Origin of the sequence: Caloramator mitchellensis (genome assembly GCF_001440545.1) — a bacterium.
GTDB classification, from domain to species: Bacteria; Bacillota; Clostridia; order Clostridiales; family Caloramatoraceae; genus Caloramator; species Caloramator mitchellensis.
Genome location: NZ_LKHP01000001.1, coordinates 1 through 18,258 on the forward strand (window position 1 = coordinate 1; position 18,258 = coordinate 18,258).

General features: G+C 30.4%; 19 protein-coding genes and 1 other annotated feature. Of the genes, 16 read left to right on the forward strand and 3 right to left on the reverse strand.

The window, feature by feature from the left end; genetic code table 11:
• Window positions 1–181 precede the first annotated feature (181 nt).
• From mgsA to ABG79_RS00055, 11 genes are all read left to right on the forward strand, one after another.
• The gene (gene mgsA, locus ABG79_RS00005) at window positions 182–556 is read left to right on the forward strand and encodes a methylglyoxal synthase (RefSeq protein WP_057975816.1); all 375 of its coding nucleotides are present in this window, start codon (window positions 182–184) and stop codon (window positions 554–556) included.
• A 24-nt stretch (window positions 557–580) separates the two neighbouring features.
• Window positions 581–979, forward strand: a complete 399-nt coding sequence (locus ABG79_RS00010; RefSeq protein WP_057975818.1) for a VOC family protein — start codon at window positions 581–583, stop codon at window positions 977–979.
• Window positions 980–991: 12 nt separating this feature from the next.
• On the forward strand, window positions 992–1,624 hold the full coding sequence (locus tag ABG79_RS00015; RefSeq protein WP_057975820.1) for a flavodoxin family protein: 633 nt from the start codon (window positions 992–994) through the stop codon (window positions 1,622–1,624).
• Between the two features lie 188 nt (window positions 1,625–1,812).
• A complete protein-coding gene (locus ABG79_RS00020) occupies window positions 1,813–2,334 on the forward strand; it encodes a peroxiredoxin (RefSeq protein WP_057975822.1) in 522 nt (173 codons plus the stop codon).
• A gap of 119 nt (window positions 2,335–2,453) precedes the next feature.
• Window positions 2,454–3,044, forward strand: coding sequence for a TetR/AcrR family transcriptional regulator (locus tag ABG79_RS00025; protein ID WP_057975824.1), 591 nt, complete (start codon window positions 2,454–2,456; stop codon window positions 3,042–3,044).
• 1 nt (window position 3,045) lies between these two features.
• Window positions 3,046–3,897 carry an ABC transporter ATP-binding protein gene (locus ABG79_RS00030; RefSeq protein ID WP_057975826.1) on the forward strand — a complete coding sequence of 284 codons (852 nt, stop codon included), beginning with the start codon at window positions 3,046–3,048 and terminating at the stop codon, window positions 3,895–3,897.
• Window positions 3,894–4,601 carry a fluoroquinolone export ABC transporter permease subunit gene (locus ABG79_RS00035; RefSeq protein ID WP_057975828.1) on the forward strand — a complete coding sequence of 236 codons (708 nt, stop codon included), beginning with the start codon at window positions 3,894–3,896 and terminating at the stop codon, window positions 4,599–4,601. Before ABG79_RS00030 ends, ABG79_RS00035 begins: the two co-directional genes overlap by 4 nt.
• Entirely contained in the window at window positions 4,591–5,319 is a 729-nt protein-coding gene (locus ABG79_RS00040; RefSeq protein ID WP_057975830.1) for a hypothetical protein, read from the forward strand. The genes ABG79_RS00035 and ABG79_RS00040 overlap by 11 nt, the downstream gene beginning before the upstream one ends.
• A 16-nt stretch (window positions 5,320–5,335) precedes the next feature.
• Window positions 5,336–5,794 (forward strand): YdeI/OmpD-associated family protein, encoded by a 459-nt coding sequence (locus ABG79_RS00045; protein WP_057975832.1) that lies wholly within the window; start codon window positions 5,336–5,338, stop codon window positions 5,792–5,794.
• An 80-nt stretch (window positions 5,795–5,874) separates the two neighbouring features.
• Window positions 5,875–6,114: a binding site (T-box leader), on the forward strand.
• Between the two features lie 71 nt (window positions 6,115–6,185).
• Complete coding sequence (asnA, locus tag ABG79_RS00050) at window positions 6,186–7,193, forward strand: aspartate--ammonia ligase (RefSeq protein WP_057975834.1); 1,008 nt, start codon at window positions 6,186–6,188, stop codon at window positions 7,191–7,193.
• A 116-nt stretch (window positions 7,194–7,309) separates the two neighbouring features.
• The gene (locus ABG79_RS00055) at window positions 7,310–7,927 is read left to right on the forward strand and encodes an acetate uptake transporter (RefSeq protein WP_057975836.1); all 618 of its coding nucleotides are present in this window, start codon (window positions 7,310–7,312) and stop codon (window positions 7,925–7,927) included.
• A gap of 206 nt (window positions 7,928–8,133) precedes the next feature.
• Here ABG79_RS00055 and ABG79_RS00060 read toward each other — a convergent pair whose 3' ends face one another.
• On the reverse strand, window positions 8,134–9,690 hold the full coding sequence (locus tag ABG79_RS00060) for an ABC-F family ATP-binding cassette domain-containing protein (RefSeq protein ID WP_057975838.1): 1,557 nt from the start codon (window positions 9,688–9,690) through the stop codon (window positions 8,134–8,136).
• A 242-nt stretch (window positions 9,691–9,932) separates the two neighbouring features.
• Between ABG79_RS00060 and ABG79_RS00065 the strand changes: the two genes are divergently transcribed.
• From ABG79_RS00065 to ABG79_RS00085, 5 genes are all read left to right on the forward strand, one after another.
• Window positions 9,933–12,422, forward strand: a complete 2,490-nt coding sequence (locus ABG79_RS00065; protein ID WP_057975840.1) for an HD domain-containing phosphohydrolase — start codon at window positions 9,933–9,935, stop codon at window positions 12,420–12,422.
• A 39-nt stretch (window positions 12,423–12,461) separates the two neighbouring features.
• Window positions 12,462–14,240 (forward strand): sensor histidine kinase, encoded by a 1,779-nt coding sequence (locus ABG79_RS00070; protein WP_057975842.1) that lies wholly within the window; start codon window positions 12,462–12,464, stop codon window positions 14,238–14,240.
• A 143-nt stretch (window positions 14,241–14,383) separates the two neighbouring features.
• On the forward strand, window positions 14,384–15,406 hold the full coding sequence (locus ABG79_RS00075; protein ID WP_057975844.1) for an energy-coupling factor ABC transporter permease: 1,023 nt from the start codon (window positions 14,384–14,386) through the stop codon (window positions 15,404–15,406).
• Entirely contained in the window at window positions 15,393–16,223 is an 831-nt protein-coding gene (locus tag ABG79_RS00080; RefSeq protein WP_242859281.1) for an energy-coupling factor transporter transmembrane component T family protein, read from the forward strand. The genes ABG79_RS00075 and ABG79_RS00080 overlap by 14 nt, the downstream gene beginning before the upstream one ends.
• Window positions 16,220–16,957: an energy-coupling factor ABC transporter ATP-binding protein gene (locus tag ABG79_RS00085; RefSeq protein WP_057975848.1), complete on the forward strand. Its 738-nt coding sequence runs from the start codon at window positions 16,220–16,222 to the stop codon at window positions 16,955–16,957. Before ABG79_RS00080 ends, ABG79_RS00085 begins: the two co-directional genes overlap by 4 nt.
• Here the strand turns inward: ABG79_RS00085 and ABG79_RS00090 are convergent.
• A complete protein-coding gene (locus tag ABG79_RS00090; protein WP_057975849.1) occupies window positions 16,954–17,367 on the reverse strand; it encodes a DUF3842 family protein in 414 nt (137 codons plus the stop codon). The two genes, ABG79_RS00085 and ABG79_RS00090, sit on opposite strands and share 4 nt — an antisense overlap.
• A gap of 143 nt (window positions 17,368–17,510) precedes the next feature.
• Window positions 17,511–18,155 carry a beta-phosphoglucomutase gene (pgmB, locus tag ABG79_RS00095; protein ID WP_057975851.1) on the reverse strand — a complete coding sequence of 215 codons (645 nt, stop codon included), beginning with the start codon at window positions 18,153–18,155 and terminating at the stop codon, window positions 17,511–17,513.
• Window positions 18,156–18,258: the final 103 nt, after the last annotated feature.

An 18,258-nucleotide genomic window follows, 5' to 3' on the forward strand; every position in this document is an offset into this window, starting at 1 on the left:
GTTGATGGCAGCTGCACCAATAATAGTTGGATTTATTATTGGCCAAAAGCACATCATAAAGGGTATGGTTTCGGGTTCTATTAAGTAATATATCCCCAAAAATTGGGGACTTATTTTTTATCTTGAAAATATAAATAGCTCTGATATATTTATTATATAGATTATTAAATGGAGGTAAATTATGAGAATTGCACTTATTGCACATGACAAGAAAAAGGACGATATGGTAGAATTTATAGTAAAAAACAAGAAAGCATTTGAAAATGAAGAGCTATTTGCCACAGGAACAACAGGAAAATTAATACAAGAGGCAACGGGACTAAAGGTTCATAGGTTTTTATCAGGGCCTTATGGTGGTGACCAACAAATAGGTGGATTGGTTGCTCAGGGTGATATTGATATGGTAATTTTCTTAAGAGATCCACTTACTGCTCAGCCTCACGAGCCAGATGTTACTGCATTATTAAGAATTTGCGATGTTCATAGCGTTCCTCTTGCAACTAATCTTGGAACAGCTGAGTTGTTCCTAAAAAGTTTAAGAGATAAAATATTTTAATACAAATTAAAGGGAGGAAGATTTATGAAGAGAATAACACCTAATATTTCCGTTGAAAACTGCAACGAAGCGCTAGAGTTTTACAGAGATGTTTTCGGAGGAGAAATAAAAAACGTTCAACATGCAAACAATATAGAAATGTTTAAAGGACAAGAAGGAAAGATAATTCATTCTGAATTACACGTAAATGAAAACTGCATATTCTACTTTGTAGATTTCTTAGGAAACAAATCAATAGGAAATAATGTTCAGCTAATTCTCGAGCTAAATGATTTTGAAGAAATACAAAAAATATACGATAAATTGAAAGAAGAAGGAAATGTTATATTTGAACTGCAAAAAACATTCTGGGGTGCATTCCATGCGGTTGTAGTTGACAAGTATGGTGTTTCATGGGGATTGAATTATATGGAGATGAAATAAGGAGTGCTTGCTATGAAAGTAGTTGCTTTTAATGGAAGTCCTAAAAAAGAGGGTAATACATATACTGCTTTAAGTATAGTTGGTGAAGAACTGAAAAAAGAAGGAATTGAATTTGAAATAATCCATGTAGGAGATAAGCTTATTAGAGGATGTATAGCCTGTGGGATGTGCTTTAAGAACAAAAATGAAAGATGTGCAATAGATGATGAAGTAAATGAGTGGATTCAAAAGATGAAGGAAGCAGATGGAATAGTATTAGGTTCTCCTGTTCATTATTCTTCAATAGCAGCTACTATGAAGGCTTTTTTAGACAGAGCATTTTATGTAGCATCGGCAAATGGAGGATTATTTAGATACAAGGTTGGAGCATCAGTAGTAGCTGTTAGACGTTCAGGTGGCGTTACAACATTCAATCAGTTGAATAATTATATTAATTATGCAGAAATGTTTATTCCTTCTTCAAACTATTGGAATGTTATTCATGGTGCTAAACCTTCAGAAGCTTTGCAGGATGAAGAAGGTGTTCAGATTATGAGGATTCTTGGAAAAAACATGGCACACCTTTTAAAGTCGTTAAAGAGTGCAGAAAAAATTTTAGAGATTCCTGAAAAAGAAAAGAAGGTTTATACAAATTTTATAAGATAATTTAAAAACTCCATCATTATTTTGGTGGAGTTTTTTTGTGTGCTTAAGCTAAATTTTAAAATAATTCGAATAAATTAAATAAATTTTTATAAAAAGTGAAAAAATATGCTTGAAAGAGAAAATATAATAATATATAATATTAATAGAAAATAATTATCAAATAAAATAAATTATTTAGGAGGAATACTATGGAAAGACTAGTAGGTAAAAAAGCACCTTATTTTGAAATGAAGGCCGTAAGTGGTAACGGACAGGATTTTATTAAGGTTCATCTTGATGACTACAAGGGAAAGTGGCTTGTAATGTTCTTTTATCCTCTTGATTTTACTTTTGTTTGTCCAACAGAAATAACTGGATATAGCAAAAGAGCAGAGGACTTTAGAAAACTTAACGCCGAACTTCTAGCTGTAAGCACAGACAGTGAATTCTCACACCAGGCATGGATTAAGGGTGATTTAGGACAAATTAATTTCCCAATAGCTTCGGATTTTACAAAAAAAGTTTCAAATGATTATGGAGTTTTAGTTGAAGAAGAAGGATTAGCCTTAAGAGGCCTTTTTATAATTGACCCAGAAGGAAATGTAAGATATTCAGTTATACATGATTTGAACATAGGCAGAAGCGTAGATGAAACATTAAGAGTTTTATCAGCACTACAAACTGGTGGACTTTGCCCAATTGATTGGCATCCAGGAGAAGAAACACTATAAATTACTATAAAGAACCGTTAGCATAGGCTAGCGGTTTTTTTATTGACTAAATAAAAAATATATAATATTATATGACTATAAATACAAATTTGGTCATATAATATACAGGGGGTGATTTAATGGCAGTCGCTTTTACTGACTATGAAAAGGAGATTATACGAGAAAAGCTGATTTTATCAGCGAAAGAATGTCTTAAGAAATATGGTGTTAAGAAAACGACAGTTGATGAGCTAAGTAAAATGGCTGGAATTTCCAAAGGAGCCTTCTATATTTTTTTTGAATCCAAAGAAGCGTTATTTTTTGAAGTTCTTGAAGATTTCCAAAAGAATATATTTAAAGATGCCTTTAAAGATTTAGATTCATATAGTAAAGATTACAAATACTTGTTTACAGAGACAATTTTCAATTTAATAATAAGTGTTAAAAATTCTTTCATAATTAACATAATAAAAAACAATGAGATTGAGTTAATTTATAGAAAGCTTCCTGAAAAGGTATTGTTAAAACATGATGATTTTGATGAGGCTTTAGCAAATCATATGATTGAAAAATTTAATTTGGAAAATAAAATAGATAAGAATGTATTAGTTGCAGTATTAAGAGCAATTTTTATGACATTGTTGCACGAAAGAGAAATAGGGAACAATTTTGATGAAGCAATTAAGATTTTGATAGAAGGATTAGCCAATAGTATTTTTGAGGTGAATTGAAATGATTGAAGTGAACAAACTGAATTTCAGCTATCAAAAAAATAAAGAATTTATTAAAGACATGACTTTTAATGTAGATAAAGGTGAAATATTTGGTTTTCTTGGTCCATCAGGGGCTGGTAAAAGCACACTGCAGAAAATATTAACCGGGACAATCAAGGATTATGAGGGCAATGTCAAAGTTGATGGGGAGGAAGTAAAAAATCACAAAACTGAATTTTACGAAAAAATTGGAGTTGTTTTTGAATTTCCAACATTATATGCAAAATTTACTGCACTTGAAAATATGAACTATTTTGCGTCACTTTATAAAAATTCGAGAATAGATAGTATTGAATTGCTTAACATGGTTGGCTTAAAAGAATTTGATAACAAAAAAGTTTCAGAGTTTTCAAAGGGCATGAAAACACGATTAAACTTTGTAAAATCACTCTCACACCAACCTAAAATATTGTTTTTAGACGAACCTACCACAGGTTTGGATCCTGCAAACTCAAGATTAATAAAAGATATAATTTTAGAACAAAAAAAGTTAGGTAAAACAATATTAATTACCACTCATAACATGTATCTTGCAACTGAAATTTGTGATAGAGTTGCATTTATTGTGGATGGGAAAATAAAGGCATTAGATAGTCCTAAAAATTTAATCATGAAATCCAAAAAAAGCGTTTTAAGATATTCTTATTGCGATGGAAATATTCAATATGAAAAGCAGACTCCTCTAAATGAAACTTCAAATGATAAAAGTCTAATCAGAGCAATTAATGAAAATTTACTTGTAAGTATTCATTCTGTAGAGCCTACTCTTGAGGATATATTTATAGAAATGACTGGAAGGTGTTTGGATTGAGAATAATAAACGCAATCAAAAATGATATTAAATTTCAATTTAAGTATGGCTTTTACTATCTGTATAGTCTTTTATCTCTTTTATATATTTTATTAATTTATTTTGTGCCTAATGACTATAAGAATATAATTGCAGTTGTTGTATTATTTTCTGACCCTGTAGCACTTGGCATGATTTTCATGGGTGCAATTATTCTTTTTGAAAAAAGCGAAAACGTATTGCAAGCACTATTAATTACTCCATTAAGAGCAGAAGAATATATTATTGCCAAGGTAATTTCTATCTCAATTATTTCTGAATTATCAAGTTTAGCTATCGTAACTATTAGCTTTGATTTGAACAACTATAACTTGTTTTTTATATTTAGTGGTGTTATTTTTGGTTCGTTTATATCAACTCTCTCAGGGATAATAGTAGCCTCAACAGTTAATTCAATTAATCAATTTATCGTAAGGATTATTCCATTAGGTATTTTTCTTTCAATTCCACCTTTTGCAATTTTATTAGGAATAAATAATTCAATATTAAATATTCTCCCGGGAAATATTGTTTTTAACATGCTATTGTCTGGTATGAGAGCAATAAAGGTAAATCCACATTATATTATAATTTTTGCATTATGGCTTATGTTGTTTTTTAAGTGGGCCACGTTGAAAATTAATAATATGTTAATAAATATTGGGGGCGTTAGAAATGGCGATTAATAGAGCATTTGTAAAATATTCATTTAAAATAATTTTTAGAGACAATATATTATCGATTTTAATTATATCCCCAATCATTACAGCATTCGCCTTTAAGTTGTTAATTGCTTTTGCAAACAAAATTATTTCAACTAAGTTTGGAATTCAAAACGTTTTAGAGGCATATTATCTGCTGCTTGATGTAGTTTTTGTATATCTATCTCCATGCTTTTTTAGTATAATATCAAGTTTAGTGATTTTAGAAGAATTAGATGAAAACACTTCTCAATACCTTATGATTACTCCTCTTAACAAAAGAGGATATCTTGTTTGGAGATTATTTATACCATGTTTTGTTTCTTTTGTATTTTCAATAGTCTTGGTTTATTCTTTCAGTTTGACTAACTTTAACTTTTTTCAGGTAGTATTACTATCAGCAATATCTGTATTAAATGCTTTGATCATGTCACTTATAATTATTACTTCATCAAAAAATAAAGTTGAAGGCTTAGCTTGGACTAAACTTGTTAATATCAATATACTTTTTATTTTTGTTCCTTTTTTCTTTGAAGGTTTATTTGAAAAAATATTTGCTGTATTCCCGTCATATTGGTTAGCTATAATTGCAAAAAAATTTGAAAATGAATATTTTTACATCTATGTTTTATTTACTACAATAATATTATCACTATGGATAAAATTATTTTATAAAAGGTTTATTAAAAAAGTATTTTACTAATTTTGGAGGGATTTGCGTGAGAAAGGTGTTTACAGCAGAAATCAAAAAAGCCGAAGGAGTTAACGGAGCTTATGTTGAAATTCCTTTTGATGTTGAAGAAATTTTTGGGGCAAAAAGAGTTAAAGTAAAGGCGAGGTTTAATGAAAAAGAGTATAGAGGGTCTATAGTATCTATGGGTGGATGCTACATGATAGGAATTACTCAAGCCATAAGAAAGGAGATAGGAAAAGATATAGGAGATTTAATAACGGTTGAAATAGAAAAAGATGAAGATGAAAGAGTTGTTGAAATACCAGAGGATTTTGAAAAGTTATTAGATGAAAACCCCAAAGCAAAGGAGTTTTTTAATAAATTGTCATATACCAATAAAAAAGAATATATAACGTGGATAACAAGTGCTAAAAAAGAAGAAACAAGAAAAAATAGAATTGAAAAGACAATAGAATTATTGAAAGATGAAAAAAAGTTAAAATAGATAATTGAAAGTCTTTAATAAAAATCCTTCAATTTTCACAAAAAACCATTGACATGTAAAAAATTCTATTTTATAATTACTTAAAAGCGATGAAGGGAAGAGTAGATATAGGAAGTAATTACAGCGAGCTGGTGGTGGTGTGAGACCAGTATGAAGCCTTTATTGAAGAACATCCCTTAGCTCCCAACCGAAATCTTTTGAGAGTAGACTTGGGCGGAAATCTCAACCGTTAAAACGAGAACAGTTTCGAGCAATGCTCCGAACTGAGAGTGGTTTTTACAATTTGGGTGGTACCGCGGAAGTAGCCTTTCGTCCCATTAGGGATGAAAGGCTTTTTATTTTTGTAGCGCTGCAAAATTAATACATAAATGAGAATTGAAGGAGGTTTACAATGGAGTGGAAGCAAATTGAAGAAATTAAAAGTAATTTGAATTTAAGAGAAACAGAAGTTGCAATTAAACGAATAAAGGATTATTTCGAAACTGCTCTATCGCATAAACTTAACTTAACAAGGGTATCTGCACCTTTGTTTGTCCAGAAATCGACTGGTTTAAATGATTATTTAAATGGAGTTGAAAGAACGGTTGCCTTCGATGCATTGGATTTAAAGAATGAAACTATTGAGGTTGTTCAATCTTTGGCAAAGTGGAAAAGATTTGCCCTAAAGAGATACGGTTTTTCTCCAGGGGAAGGATTGTATACGGATATGAATGCAATTAGAAGAGATGAAACTTTAGATAGACTGCATTCTATATATGTCGATCAGTGGGATTGGGAAAAGATAATTTTAAAGGAACAGAGGAATATTCAAACATTAAAGCAAATTGTTAAAGATATATATAGCGTATTTAGGCAAACTGAACTTTATGTATATACCTTGTATCCTTTTATAAAGCCAATTCTTCCAAAGGATATAACTTTTATGACCACACAGGAGTTAGAAGACCAATACCCGGATTTAACTCCAAAGGAAAGAGAATATGAAGCAGTTAAAAAATATGGAGCTGTTTTTTTGATGAAAATAGGAGATACATTAAGGTCGGGAATAAAACATGATGGTAGGTCTCCTGATTATGATGACTGGAATTTAAATGGAGATATTATCTTTTATTATCCAACTCTTGATTGTGCATTTGAAATGTCATCTATGGGGATAAGAGTAGATAAAACTGCGTTAATTTATCAATTGTCAAAAAACAATTGTTTAGATAGATTGGAACAACCATTTCATAGAATGCTCATAAATGACGAACTGCCATTTACAATAGGTGGAGGAATAGGCCAATCAAGAATATGCATGTTTTTCTTGAGAAAAAAGCATATAGGAGAAGTTCAGGCTTCAGTATGGCCTGAAAATATAATCGAAGAATGTATAAAAGAAAATATAGAGTTGTTGTAAAATTGACTTGAGCCTAACTTTAGGCTCTTTTGTTTTTTTAATTACTGTAATGTAAATTGACATTTTAATGACAATATGTTAATATATTGTCGAATTATGTTATTAGGAGGGGAATTATGAATATTAATGAAACTCAAAATGTAAAAATTACAGTTTCAGAACCAGCAGGTTTAGGCTTATTTGGTCTTGCAATGGTAACACTTGTAGCATCGTCGCAAAAGCTTGGGATTACAGAAGGATTATCATTTGTAATTCCATGGGCAATTTTTCTAGGTGCTTTTGCACAGCTATATGCATGCTTAATCGATACAAAAAGAAACAATATCTTTGGAGCAACAGCTTTTGGAGGATATGCTTTCTTTTGGTTTGCAGTAGCTATGTCATGGTTAATTAAGCTTGGATTCTTCGGACAAAATCTAGCATCAAATGTAGACGGGAAACAGTTAGGATTTGCATTCCTAGGATACTTAATCTTTACTATTTATATGACTATTGGCTCAATAGAAACAAACAAAGTATTATTATCAATTTTTATATTCATCGATTTCTTATTTATTGGACTTACATTGAATTCATTTGGTATTGCAGCAGAGGCAGCACATAAACTTGCAGCATGGTCAGAACTAATAATTTCTATTTTATCATTTTATGGTTCTGCAGCTACAGTTCTAAATCATCACTTTGGATATACTTTCTTACCAACAGGAAGTCCACTAAAAATATTCAAGAAGTAATTAAATAAAATTTTAAATCCCATGAGAACATCTGAGATTAATCTTTTCATTAAGCAACTAAAAAACAATCGCTTGACAAAGATATATTCTCGGAATATTTCATGGGATTTACTTATATAGAAAACAACATTAGATAATATTTTAATGTAAAATTTGAGTTTAAATTGTCAAACAATTCAAGAACTCAAGAAATCAAGTGAATGTCACTAAAATAGTTTTGTGGTCCAGTTTTCGCAGTTCCAAACATCAGTCGCGATGTCGGAATAAAATTCAGGTTCGTGGCTTATTAGAAGAATGCTTCCTTTGTAGTCCCTCAAGGCTCTTTTTAGCTCTTCCTTAGCATCAACATCAAGATGGTTAGTAGGCTCGTCCAAAACAAGGAGATTAGTTTCCTTATTTATAACTTTGCAGAGTCTAACTTTTGCTTGCTCGCCGCCGCTTAATACCATTATTTTGCTTTCAATTTGCTTAGTTGTAAGTCCGCATTTTGCAAGAGCAAGCCTAACTTCAAATTGATTAAAGCCAGGGAACTCGTTCCATATTTCTTCTATGCAGGTATTATAGTTGTTATCTTTAGTTTCTTGTTCAAAGTAGCCAATGTATAGGTAGTCCCCAAGTTCAACTTCTCCGGCGATTGGCTTTATTTCACCAAGTATACTTTTTAAAAGGGTTGTTTTTCCAAGTCCATTGGCACCAACTAATGCAATTTTTTGGCCTCTTTCCATTCTTAGATTAAGCGGCTTTGATAGGGGTGAGTCATATCCTATTATTAAGTCCCTTGTTTCAAATATAAGCTTACCTGACGCTCTTGCTTCCTTGAATATAAATTCAGGTTTTGGTTTTTCCTTTACAAGTTCAATTTTTTCCATTTTTTCAAGTTTCTTTTGACGTGACATTGCCATATTTCTAGTTGCAACTCGTGCTTTATTTCTTGCTATAAAATCCTCAAGTTCCTCTATTTCCTGCTGTTGCTTTTTATAAGCTGCCTCAAGTTGTTGCTTTTTAGCTTCATAAACTCTTACAAAATCATCATAATTTCCAACATAACGTGTTAGTTTTTTATTTTCCATGTGATAAATTAGATTAACAACGCTATTTAAAAAAGGTATATCATGACTTATTAAAATAAAAGCATTTTCATACTCCAGCAAATACTTTTTTAGCCATTCTATATGAACTTCATCAAGGTAATTAGTTGGCTCGTCAAGAAGTAATATATCAGGCTTTTCGAGAAGGAGTTTTGCAAGCAGAACCTTAGTTCTTTGACCACCACTCAAATCGTTTACGTCTCTATCAAGTCCAATGTCGCTTAAACCCAATCCCCTTGCAATTTCTTCAACCTTAGTGTCAATAATATAAAAATCATTATGAGTTAAAATGTCCTGTATTGTTCCCATATCTTCGAGAAGTGCTTCCATCTCTTCGGGTGAAACTGCTGCTAATTTTTCACAAATGATATTATATTCTTCTTCAAGTTCAAACAAATATTTAAATGCACTTTTCAAAACATCTCTAATGGTCATACCCTTTTCCAATATGGTATGTTGGTCTAAATATCCAGCCCTAACTCTATTAGCCCATTCGATTTCTCCTTCGTCTGGCTCTAATTTTCTAGTTATAATATTCATAAAAGTAGACTTACCTTCTCCGTTTGCCCCAATAAGGCCAATGTGTTCGCCTTTTAAGAGCCTGAAAGATACATCTTCAAATATTGCTCTGTCACCAAAACCATGATTTAAATTTTTTACAGTTAGAATACTCATAACTTGCTTCCTTTCTTGATAATATAAAACACAATAATGATTATACAAAATAAGTCAATTTTTGTGAATTGTTTTTAATAAAGTTTTATTAAATATCTCGATGTAAAAAAATTAAGAAAATTCAAAATATGATTGAATTTGACATAAAATACTGATATACTACACTTAGAATAGGTCTATTATTCGCAAGCTGAGGACTACAAAGTGTAAAATCTCAGCTATTTTTGTATGGAGGGTAAAAAGTGAAAATTAAAAGAAAACTAACTATTGGAATACTGTTAATACCTACAATATTGTTGCTTTTTTTTACTTTTTCTGGTTACCTCATATTTTCAGAGCATTTGCAAAGGATGAACGAGGATAGAATAAAAAAAATATCTATTGCTCAAATAAAAAATATTGATTACGCAATTGAAGATATTAAGGATGATATTTTTATTTACATAAACAATATCGAACATAAAGATAATTTATATAATTTAATTCAAAATGATAAGGATATAGAAAATTACTTAATTAAAACTATTATTTTAGATTCTAAAAGTGAGATGTTTTTTCAAGGTGATTTGAATAATTTTAATGAACTAAGAAATTTAAATATTGATTTTCAAAATGTCGAGATTAGCAATTTCGAAAAAAATAATTTTGCAATTATTTTATCATTTAATAGCAAAAATTTAGATGGAAAATTAATTTTTGTATTGAGCAAAATTTTGTTTGAAGAGCTTTTGTCAAGTATTGAGATTGAGTATGAAGGTTATGCATATCTTGTTGATTCTAATGGTTATTTACTTTACCATCCTGATAGTTCAAAGCTTGGGACAATGGTAAGCAATGCATTTATTAATGGAATGATTGATAAAATAAATAAAGGTAGTAAAATATTTATAGATACAGGATATTATTACTACAACAATGAATATAAATTTTCATTAGCTAATTATAATGAAAAATACAAAATTTATTATGTCATTGCTCAGAATGTAAAAGAAATCAAATATGCTGCCTATGCTAATTCAATAAGTATTCTAATTCTAGGCGTAGTTATAATATCATTTACTTTATTTGTAGGGAGATACTATTTAAAATCAATTACCAAGCCTCTGGATAAATTGACTAAGATAATCGATGATACAACTATGCACAACATAGCTGTTGTAGATTTTAATGATAAGGACGATGAAATATCAAAATTATACAATGTTTATAACGAGATGACTATTAGGCTCTCTGACGCCTATAATGAACTTGAATCATTATACGAAGAAATATATGCTCAAGATGAAGAATTGAAATCTCAATATGATGAACTGATGAAATCAGAGAAGAATATTAGAGAACTATATGAATATTTGAAAGCACTATTCGATAACTCGCCAGATGCAATAGTGCATTTTGATAAGGAACATAAAATTATTGATGTAAACCCTGCATTTGAGGAATTATTTGGATATTCGAAGGAAGAGTGTCTTGGCAGGAATGTTGACGAAATAGTAATACCAAAAGAACTTAAAGAAATAGCGATAGAAGTGACCAATACACTTTTTTACAATGGACATGTTCTGCTAGAGGGGATAAGATATAACAGGGAAGGTAAACAAATATATGTTCACATTAAAGGTTTGCTGATAAAAATAAACAATGAAGTAGTTGGAGGATATGCTATATATACGGATTTTAGCGAAAGCAAGAAATATCAAGAAAGACTTGAATATTTAAGCCTTCACGATGCTCTAACTGGTGTATACAATTTAGCATTTTTTCAAGAAGAGTTAAAAAGATTTTCAAAGAGTAGGGAGTATCCAATAACAATAGTTATGGCAGATTTAAATGGACTTAAGTTGGTCAACGATACACTTGGGCATTTGTTTGGAGATAAATTAATAATGGGATGTGCTGAAGCAATAAAGAAATCACTTCGTTCTTCTGATATTATCGCCAGGACTGGTGGTGATGAATTTGCGATAATATTGCCAAAAGCAAATGCATTTTTGACTGAAAATATCTTAAGAAGGATTAAGCATAATATCGATTTATTTAATGAACAAAACAAAAATGAAGGAATTATACTATCAGTTTCTTTTGGATTTGCAACAGCTAATGAAGCTAAAAATCTTATGGAAACATTTAGAGATGCAGATGAGGCTATGTATAAAAATAAATTATTGGATAATTTTAGCTTGAGAAGGCAGACATTGAGTGTTTTATTGGCTACTTTAGCAGAAAAGGATTTTATAACGAAGGGACATACAGATAGGGTAAAGGAATTGTGTGAAAAGGTAGGAAAAGAAATTGAACTCCCACTTGTTAACATGGCTAATCTGATGCTGTTAGCAGAAGTCCATGATTTAGGTAAAATTGCAATCCCGGACTCGATACTTTTAAAACCTGATAAATTAACGGAAGAAGAATGGAAAATAATGAAACAACATCCTGAAAAAGGATATAGAATAGCATTATCATCAACTGATTTGTCAAATGTTGCTGAGCTAATACTTAAACATCATGAAAGATATGATGGAAAGGGATACCCATTAGGGCTAAAAAAAGATGATATCCCTATTGAGTGTAGAATATTAGCGGTTGTAGATGCATTTGATGCAATGACTAATGTAAGACCTTATAATAGAGTAAAAACTAAAGAGGAAGCTTTAATGGAAATAAAAAGATGCAGTGGAACGCAATTTGACCCTGATATTGTAAATGTATTTCTAAGGGTTTTATCTGCGTGATAATTATTAAGAATGCTTACTTTTAATGGGGGAGACAGAATGGATAGAACTGCTAATAAATTAATTGTTAAGACTTTATTTGTATCGATATTTTTCACTATAGTTTTTGCAGTATTAATTTTTATTGCTTCCTATACTGTAACAAAACAAATAATATTAAGAATAATAAATGATTATACTTTTAGTCAATTACAAAACACTTCAAGATTCATAGAAGTATGGATAGAGGAAAGAAAGAATGAGCTTACATTAATTTCAGAGCTTCCTCATTCTAAACAGCTTGAATATGAAAAGATAATTCCATATTTTGAGAGGCAAATTAAAACTTCTTTTTCTTTATACGACTACTTATTTTTGTCAGATTCTGAAGGAAATGTTTTTGGAACAGGTAATTTTTCTGTTGAAAATATTAAGAACACAAAGATTTTTAACAGAGTAATGAATGGAGAAAGAGTTGTATTATGTGATAAATTAGGAACTGATAACAAAATTAGATGCATTGTTGCTGCTCCTATTTATAATCAAGAAAATAAGATAACTGGTATTATCGCAGGTGTATTAAAAATAAATGCATTCAAGGAACTCATAGCTGAATTAAAAATAGACTATAAACAGTCGTATTCATATATTGTTGATGAGAATGGTCTAGCTTTGAGCCATCCTAATGAAAATTTTATATTAAATGAATATATTACAAACCCTAACCATGTTATAAATAGGGATAATCCTAAAAATGGAGAATACATTATTAACAATAAGAAAGGTTTTGTTGAATATTCTTATCTTGGAGTACCAACATATGCTTACTTTTGCAAAATTAATGACTCTAATTGGACATTGATTACAAAAATACCAAAGGGATATATTAACGAGAATATAAAAATCAAAGAAAAATTCTTATTCATTATGATTATTATAATAATTATTCTAGTAGGAGCTCTTACTTATGTTGTTAGCTTAATAGTATTAAATAAGTTTTATTCGGTAAAAGTTCAGATAGACGAGAAGGAAAGACAATTGAAGGAATCGATTGAATTGGATAAAATTAAATCAGAGTTTTTTGCTAATGTTTCACATGAATTTAAAACTCCGTTAAATATAATTTTTTCCTCAGCGCAGCTCCTTGAAAAACAAATCGAAAATTATGAACCATCAATAAGAGAAAACAGCTTAAAATATATAAAGATGATTAAACAAAACAGCTATAGATTAAATAGATTTATTAATAACCTATTGGATGTTTCAAAACTTGAATCTGGACTAGTTGATGTTAGTCTTCAGAAAGTAAATATAGTTGAAGTTATTGAGGATATTACAAATTCAGTTATAGAATATGCAAAAATCAACAATAAAGAAGTAATCTTTGACACTAATACAGAAGAGAAGTTTATTTTAATTGATGTTGATAAGCTTGAAAGAGTTCTGTTAAATTTATTATCAAATGCAATTAAATATACAAGGGATGGGGATAGCATTGAAGTTGTTTTATATGATTTAGGTAATATTGTAGAAATAAAAGTTAAAGATACAGGGATTGGTATTCCTAAGGATAAACTGGAAGAAATTTTTGAGAAATTCAAACAGGTAGAACCAATTTTCAGAAGAACAAGAGAAGGTAGCGGATTGGGACTATTTATAGTAAAATCCTTAGTCAATATTATGGGTGGAGAAATAATAGTATCTAGTGAGTTCGGAATTGGCAGTGAATTTATAGTAAAGCTGCCCGTTGTCGAGGATACAACACAAAATGTAGGTATTAATAATAATGAACTTATTACAGCTGACAAAATAACTACAGAGTTTTCAAACATAAATTAAAGCACTATTTTTACACACTTGACATATTATAATAGTTGTGGTAAATTACTTTATGAACAAATTAATATTTTTGATTAAATACCCACGAAGGGTTGCATATTTGCTCTTCGTGGGTTATTATTTTTTATTAGGGGGTACTAATTATGCATATGTCAGATGCTCTTATTTCAGTTACGGTCGGAGGAACGATGCTTGCGGCAACCTTTGGTATAACAGCAAAATCAATTAAAAAGATTAAGGATGTATCAGATGAGTCTAAAGTGCCATTGATGGGAGTAATGGGGGCATTTGTCTTTGCAGCCCAAATGATTAATTTTACTATTCCAGGAACAGGCTCTTCAGGCCATCTAGGTGGAGGTTTGTTATTATCCATTCTTTTAGGGCCATATGCAGGTTTTGTTACCATGGCTTCAATATTGCTAATACAAGCAATGTTCTTCGGCGATGGAGGACTTTTGGCATACGGATGCAATGTGTTTAATTTAGGATTTTATACATGCTTTATTGCATATCCTTATGTATATAAAAAATTGATAAATAAAAATTATTCAAAGAAAAATATAATTATAACTTCTCTTGTAGCTGCAATAGTTGGATTACAGCTAGGTGCGTTTAGTGTTGTTGTTGAAACTCTTTTATCAGGAAAAACTGAACTTCCTTTTTCAACATTTTTAATGCTAATGCAGCCAATACATTTAGCGATTGGTGTTGTTGAAGGGCTGGTTACAGCTGCTGTTGTTATATTCATTCATGAGGTAGAACCAGGCTTAATACAGATTGATGTTGAAAAAATTGAGAAGAAGAATAATTTTAAAAAGGTTTTGGTAGGGCTTTTTTTAATTGCAGCATTGATAGGCGGAATATTATCCTGGTATGCTTCAGAATATCCAGATGGTCTTGAGTGGTCAATTTCAAAGGTTACAGGACAGGAAGAGTTGGAATCCAAGGGAAAAATACATGAACTTATAGGAAATCTGCAGGAGAAAACAGCTATTCTTCCTGATTACAGCTTTAAAACACAAAGTGAAAATATAGAAAATGAAAAATTAGGGACTAGCTTTTCGGGAATAGTTGGCAGTATATTTACTGTCGCATTTATAGTTGCGATAGGATATTTGACAAAAATATTTAGAAACAAACAGAAATTTAAACATGAAGTTAGATGAAAACGGTGATTATATGAATAATACTATAAATCAAATTAGATTCCTGGATGAAACAGCATATAAAGATACTTCCATTCATAAGTTGAATCCAATAACAAAAGTTTTAGTTACTTTTCTATACATCGTAGTTGTTATTTCATATGGTAAGTATGATATTGAAAGGATTTTACCTCTTTTTCTTTACCCTATTTTAATATTTATTCTGTCAGATTTAAGGGCAAAGCCAATTTTGAGGATAAGCCTGTTGGCTTTGCCTTTTACATTAGGGATAGGTATATTTAATCCTATACTGGATAAACGAGTAGCAGCTAACTTATTCGGAATTTTAATTACCTATGGCTGGATTTCATTTATTATGATTATAATAAAAACGCTTCTGACTATCATTGCAACATTCATTTTAATTGCTACTACAGGAATAGATAAGATAACAAAAGCACTGATTATGCTAAAAGTGCCTAAAATATTCGCAGTTCAAATTTTATTAACATACAGGTATATATTTGTTTTAACTGAAGAGGTTTTAAATACAATCAACGCATATACTCTAAGGGCTCCAGATAAAAAAGGTATTAATATTGCTTTTGCAGGTAGCCTATTGGGGCAGATAATTCTACGTTCTTTTAAAAGGGCACAAAATATTTATAATGCAATGCTATTAAGAGGCTTTAATGGTGAATTCTGTTTTCAGAATAATATCGAATTTAGAATTAATGATTATAAATTTATAATATTTTGGAGTATATTTATTATTGCTTCAAGATTGTTTAATATACCAAAATTTTTAGGTTTAGTTCTTACAGGAGTGATAAAATGAGCCATCATATAATAAGCTTCAGAGAAGTAAATTTTAGTTATCCAGACGGTAAAAAAGCAATAGAAGATATAAATCTAACAATTCATCATGGAGAATCTGTTGGTGTTATTGGAGCTAATGGGGCAGGCAAATCAACTTTGCTAATGCTTTTAGTTGGGCTTCTTTTCCCTAAAAAGGGAGAAATAAGGATAGGAGATACACCAATAACTAAAAGGACATTAGCATATATTCGTCAAAGAATAGGATATTGTTTTCAAAATCCGGATGAGCAGCTTTTTATGAACACAGTTTATGACGATGTAGCATTTGGTCCAAGGAACTTTGGAATAGAAGAAAAGGAAGTTGAAAAAAGGGTTATTAATGCTCTGGGAACTGTTGGATGCCTACACCTTAAAGACAGGGTGACATATAAATTATCAGGCGGTGAGAAAAGAGCAGTTTCTATAGCCACAATTTTATCTATGGAGCCAGATATTATAATTATGGATGAACCTACATCGGCACTTGATCCTGGAGCAAGAAGAAGACTTATTAACCTCTTGAAGTCCTTTGAACATACTAAAATAATTGCTACACATGATTTAGATATGGTTTTAGAGCTATGTGAAAGGACTGTTCTTATAAATGAAGGGAAGATAATTGCTGATGGCTCAACTAAGGAAATATTGACTGATAAGAAGTTATTAGAATCATCGGGTTTAGAATTACCATTATGCATGCAAAAAATATATTAAATATTTTGCTTTATATCCGTAACAATGTCCTCAATCATATCTTTGATTTGAAGATTAGCAGTATATGGAATATATAAACCGTGTTTTTGCAGAGGAATAATATATTTTTTGCAATTCATTTTTATTATAGAATTTGAAACAGCAGATGTAATTTCTCCATTAATACCACCACTAATCAAAATACCTATAGGCCCAATTATTGCATCTACATTTTGCCTGATACAGAAATCAATAATTTCATTTTCACCGCAAAAACCTTCATTAGCCCCAGCTTTTAGCATATTCTGTGTTGCTGTGATGTTAGTTCCTAGTGCGATTATATATATTTTATTTTTAAATTCTTTCCTAAATCTTTTGATAACTGTTTGACCTATTCCAGCACCTTGAGCATCAATTACTGCGATTTTCATGTTAAACCTCCCAAGTTAAAATAATACAATAACAGTATAATACAACTTTGAACATCCTAGTACAACAATAAATTTTATCATAATTGCATAAATAAAAAAATGCACAATATCTTTTGAATATTGTGCACTTACATATCTTATAGCTAGAATTCTAAAATTGATAAGTCTATCCCTTCAAATCCTGATATAACCTTATCAGAATCTTTTAATATTTCATCGGAACCAACGCCTATGACTCTCATGTTGGCATTTTTCGCAGCTTCAATCCCTGCTACAGCATCTTCAAAAACAATACATTCATATGGTTCCAAACCAAGTTCTTCGGCAGCCTTTAAAAAAACTTCAGGGTCTGGCTTAGCTTTAGTAACTTTATTTCCGTCAATTATGGCATCAAAATATTTTTTTAGATTAGTGTTTTCAAGTATTATACCTGCATTTTTGCTAACTGAACCTAGTGCAATTTTAATTCCATTTTTCTTTAAATTAGTAATAAATTCTTTTACGCCAGGTAGTATTTCACTTTCATCCATCTTGGAAATATATTCAACATACCAATTGTTTTTCTTTTCTGCCAGTTTTTCTTTTATTTCTTCGTCAAAATTCATGTTTCCGATTTCTAAAAGAATTTCGAGTGATTTCATTCTGCTAACGCCCTTTAGTCTTTCATTGTCTTTTTCAGTAAATTCAAATCCAAGTTCGTTTGCTAGCCTTTTCCATGCAAGATAATGATATTTAGCTGTATCAACAACAACACCATCTAAATCAAAAATACATCCCTTTATAGTCATAAATTATGTCTCCTTTCTTATGTATTTCAAAAAAGATTATAACAAAAACGTTTTAGTCTAAAAAGCAATAAAATAGACGAAAAAGAGGTAAAAATACATAAAA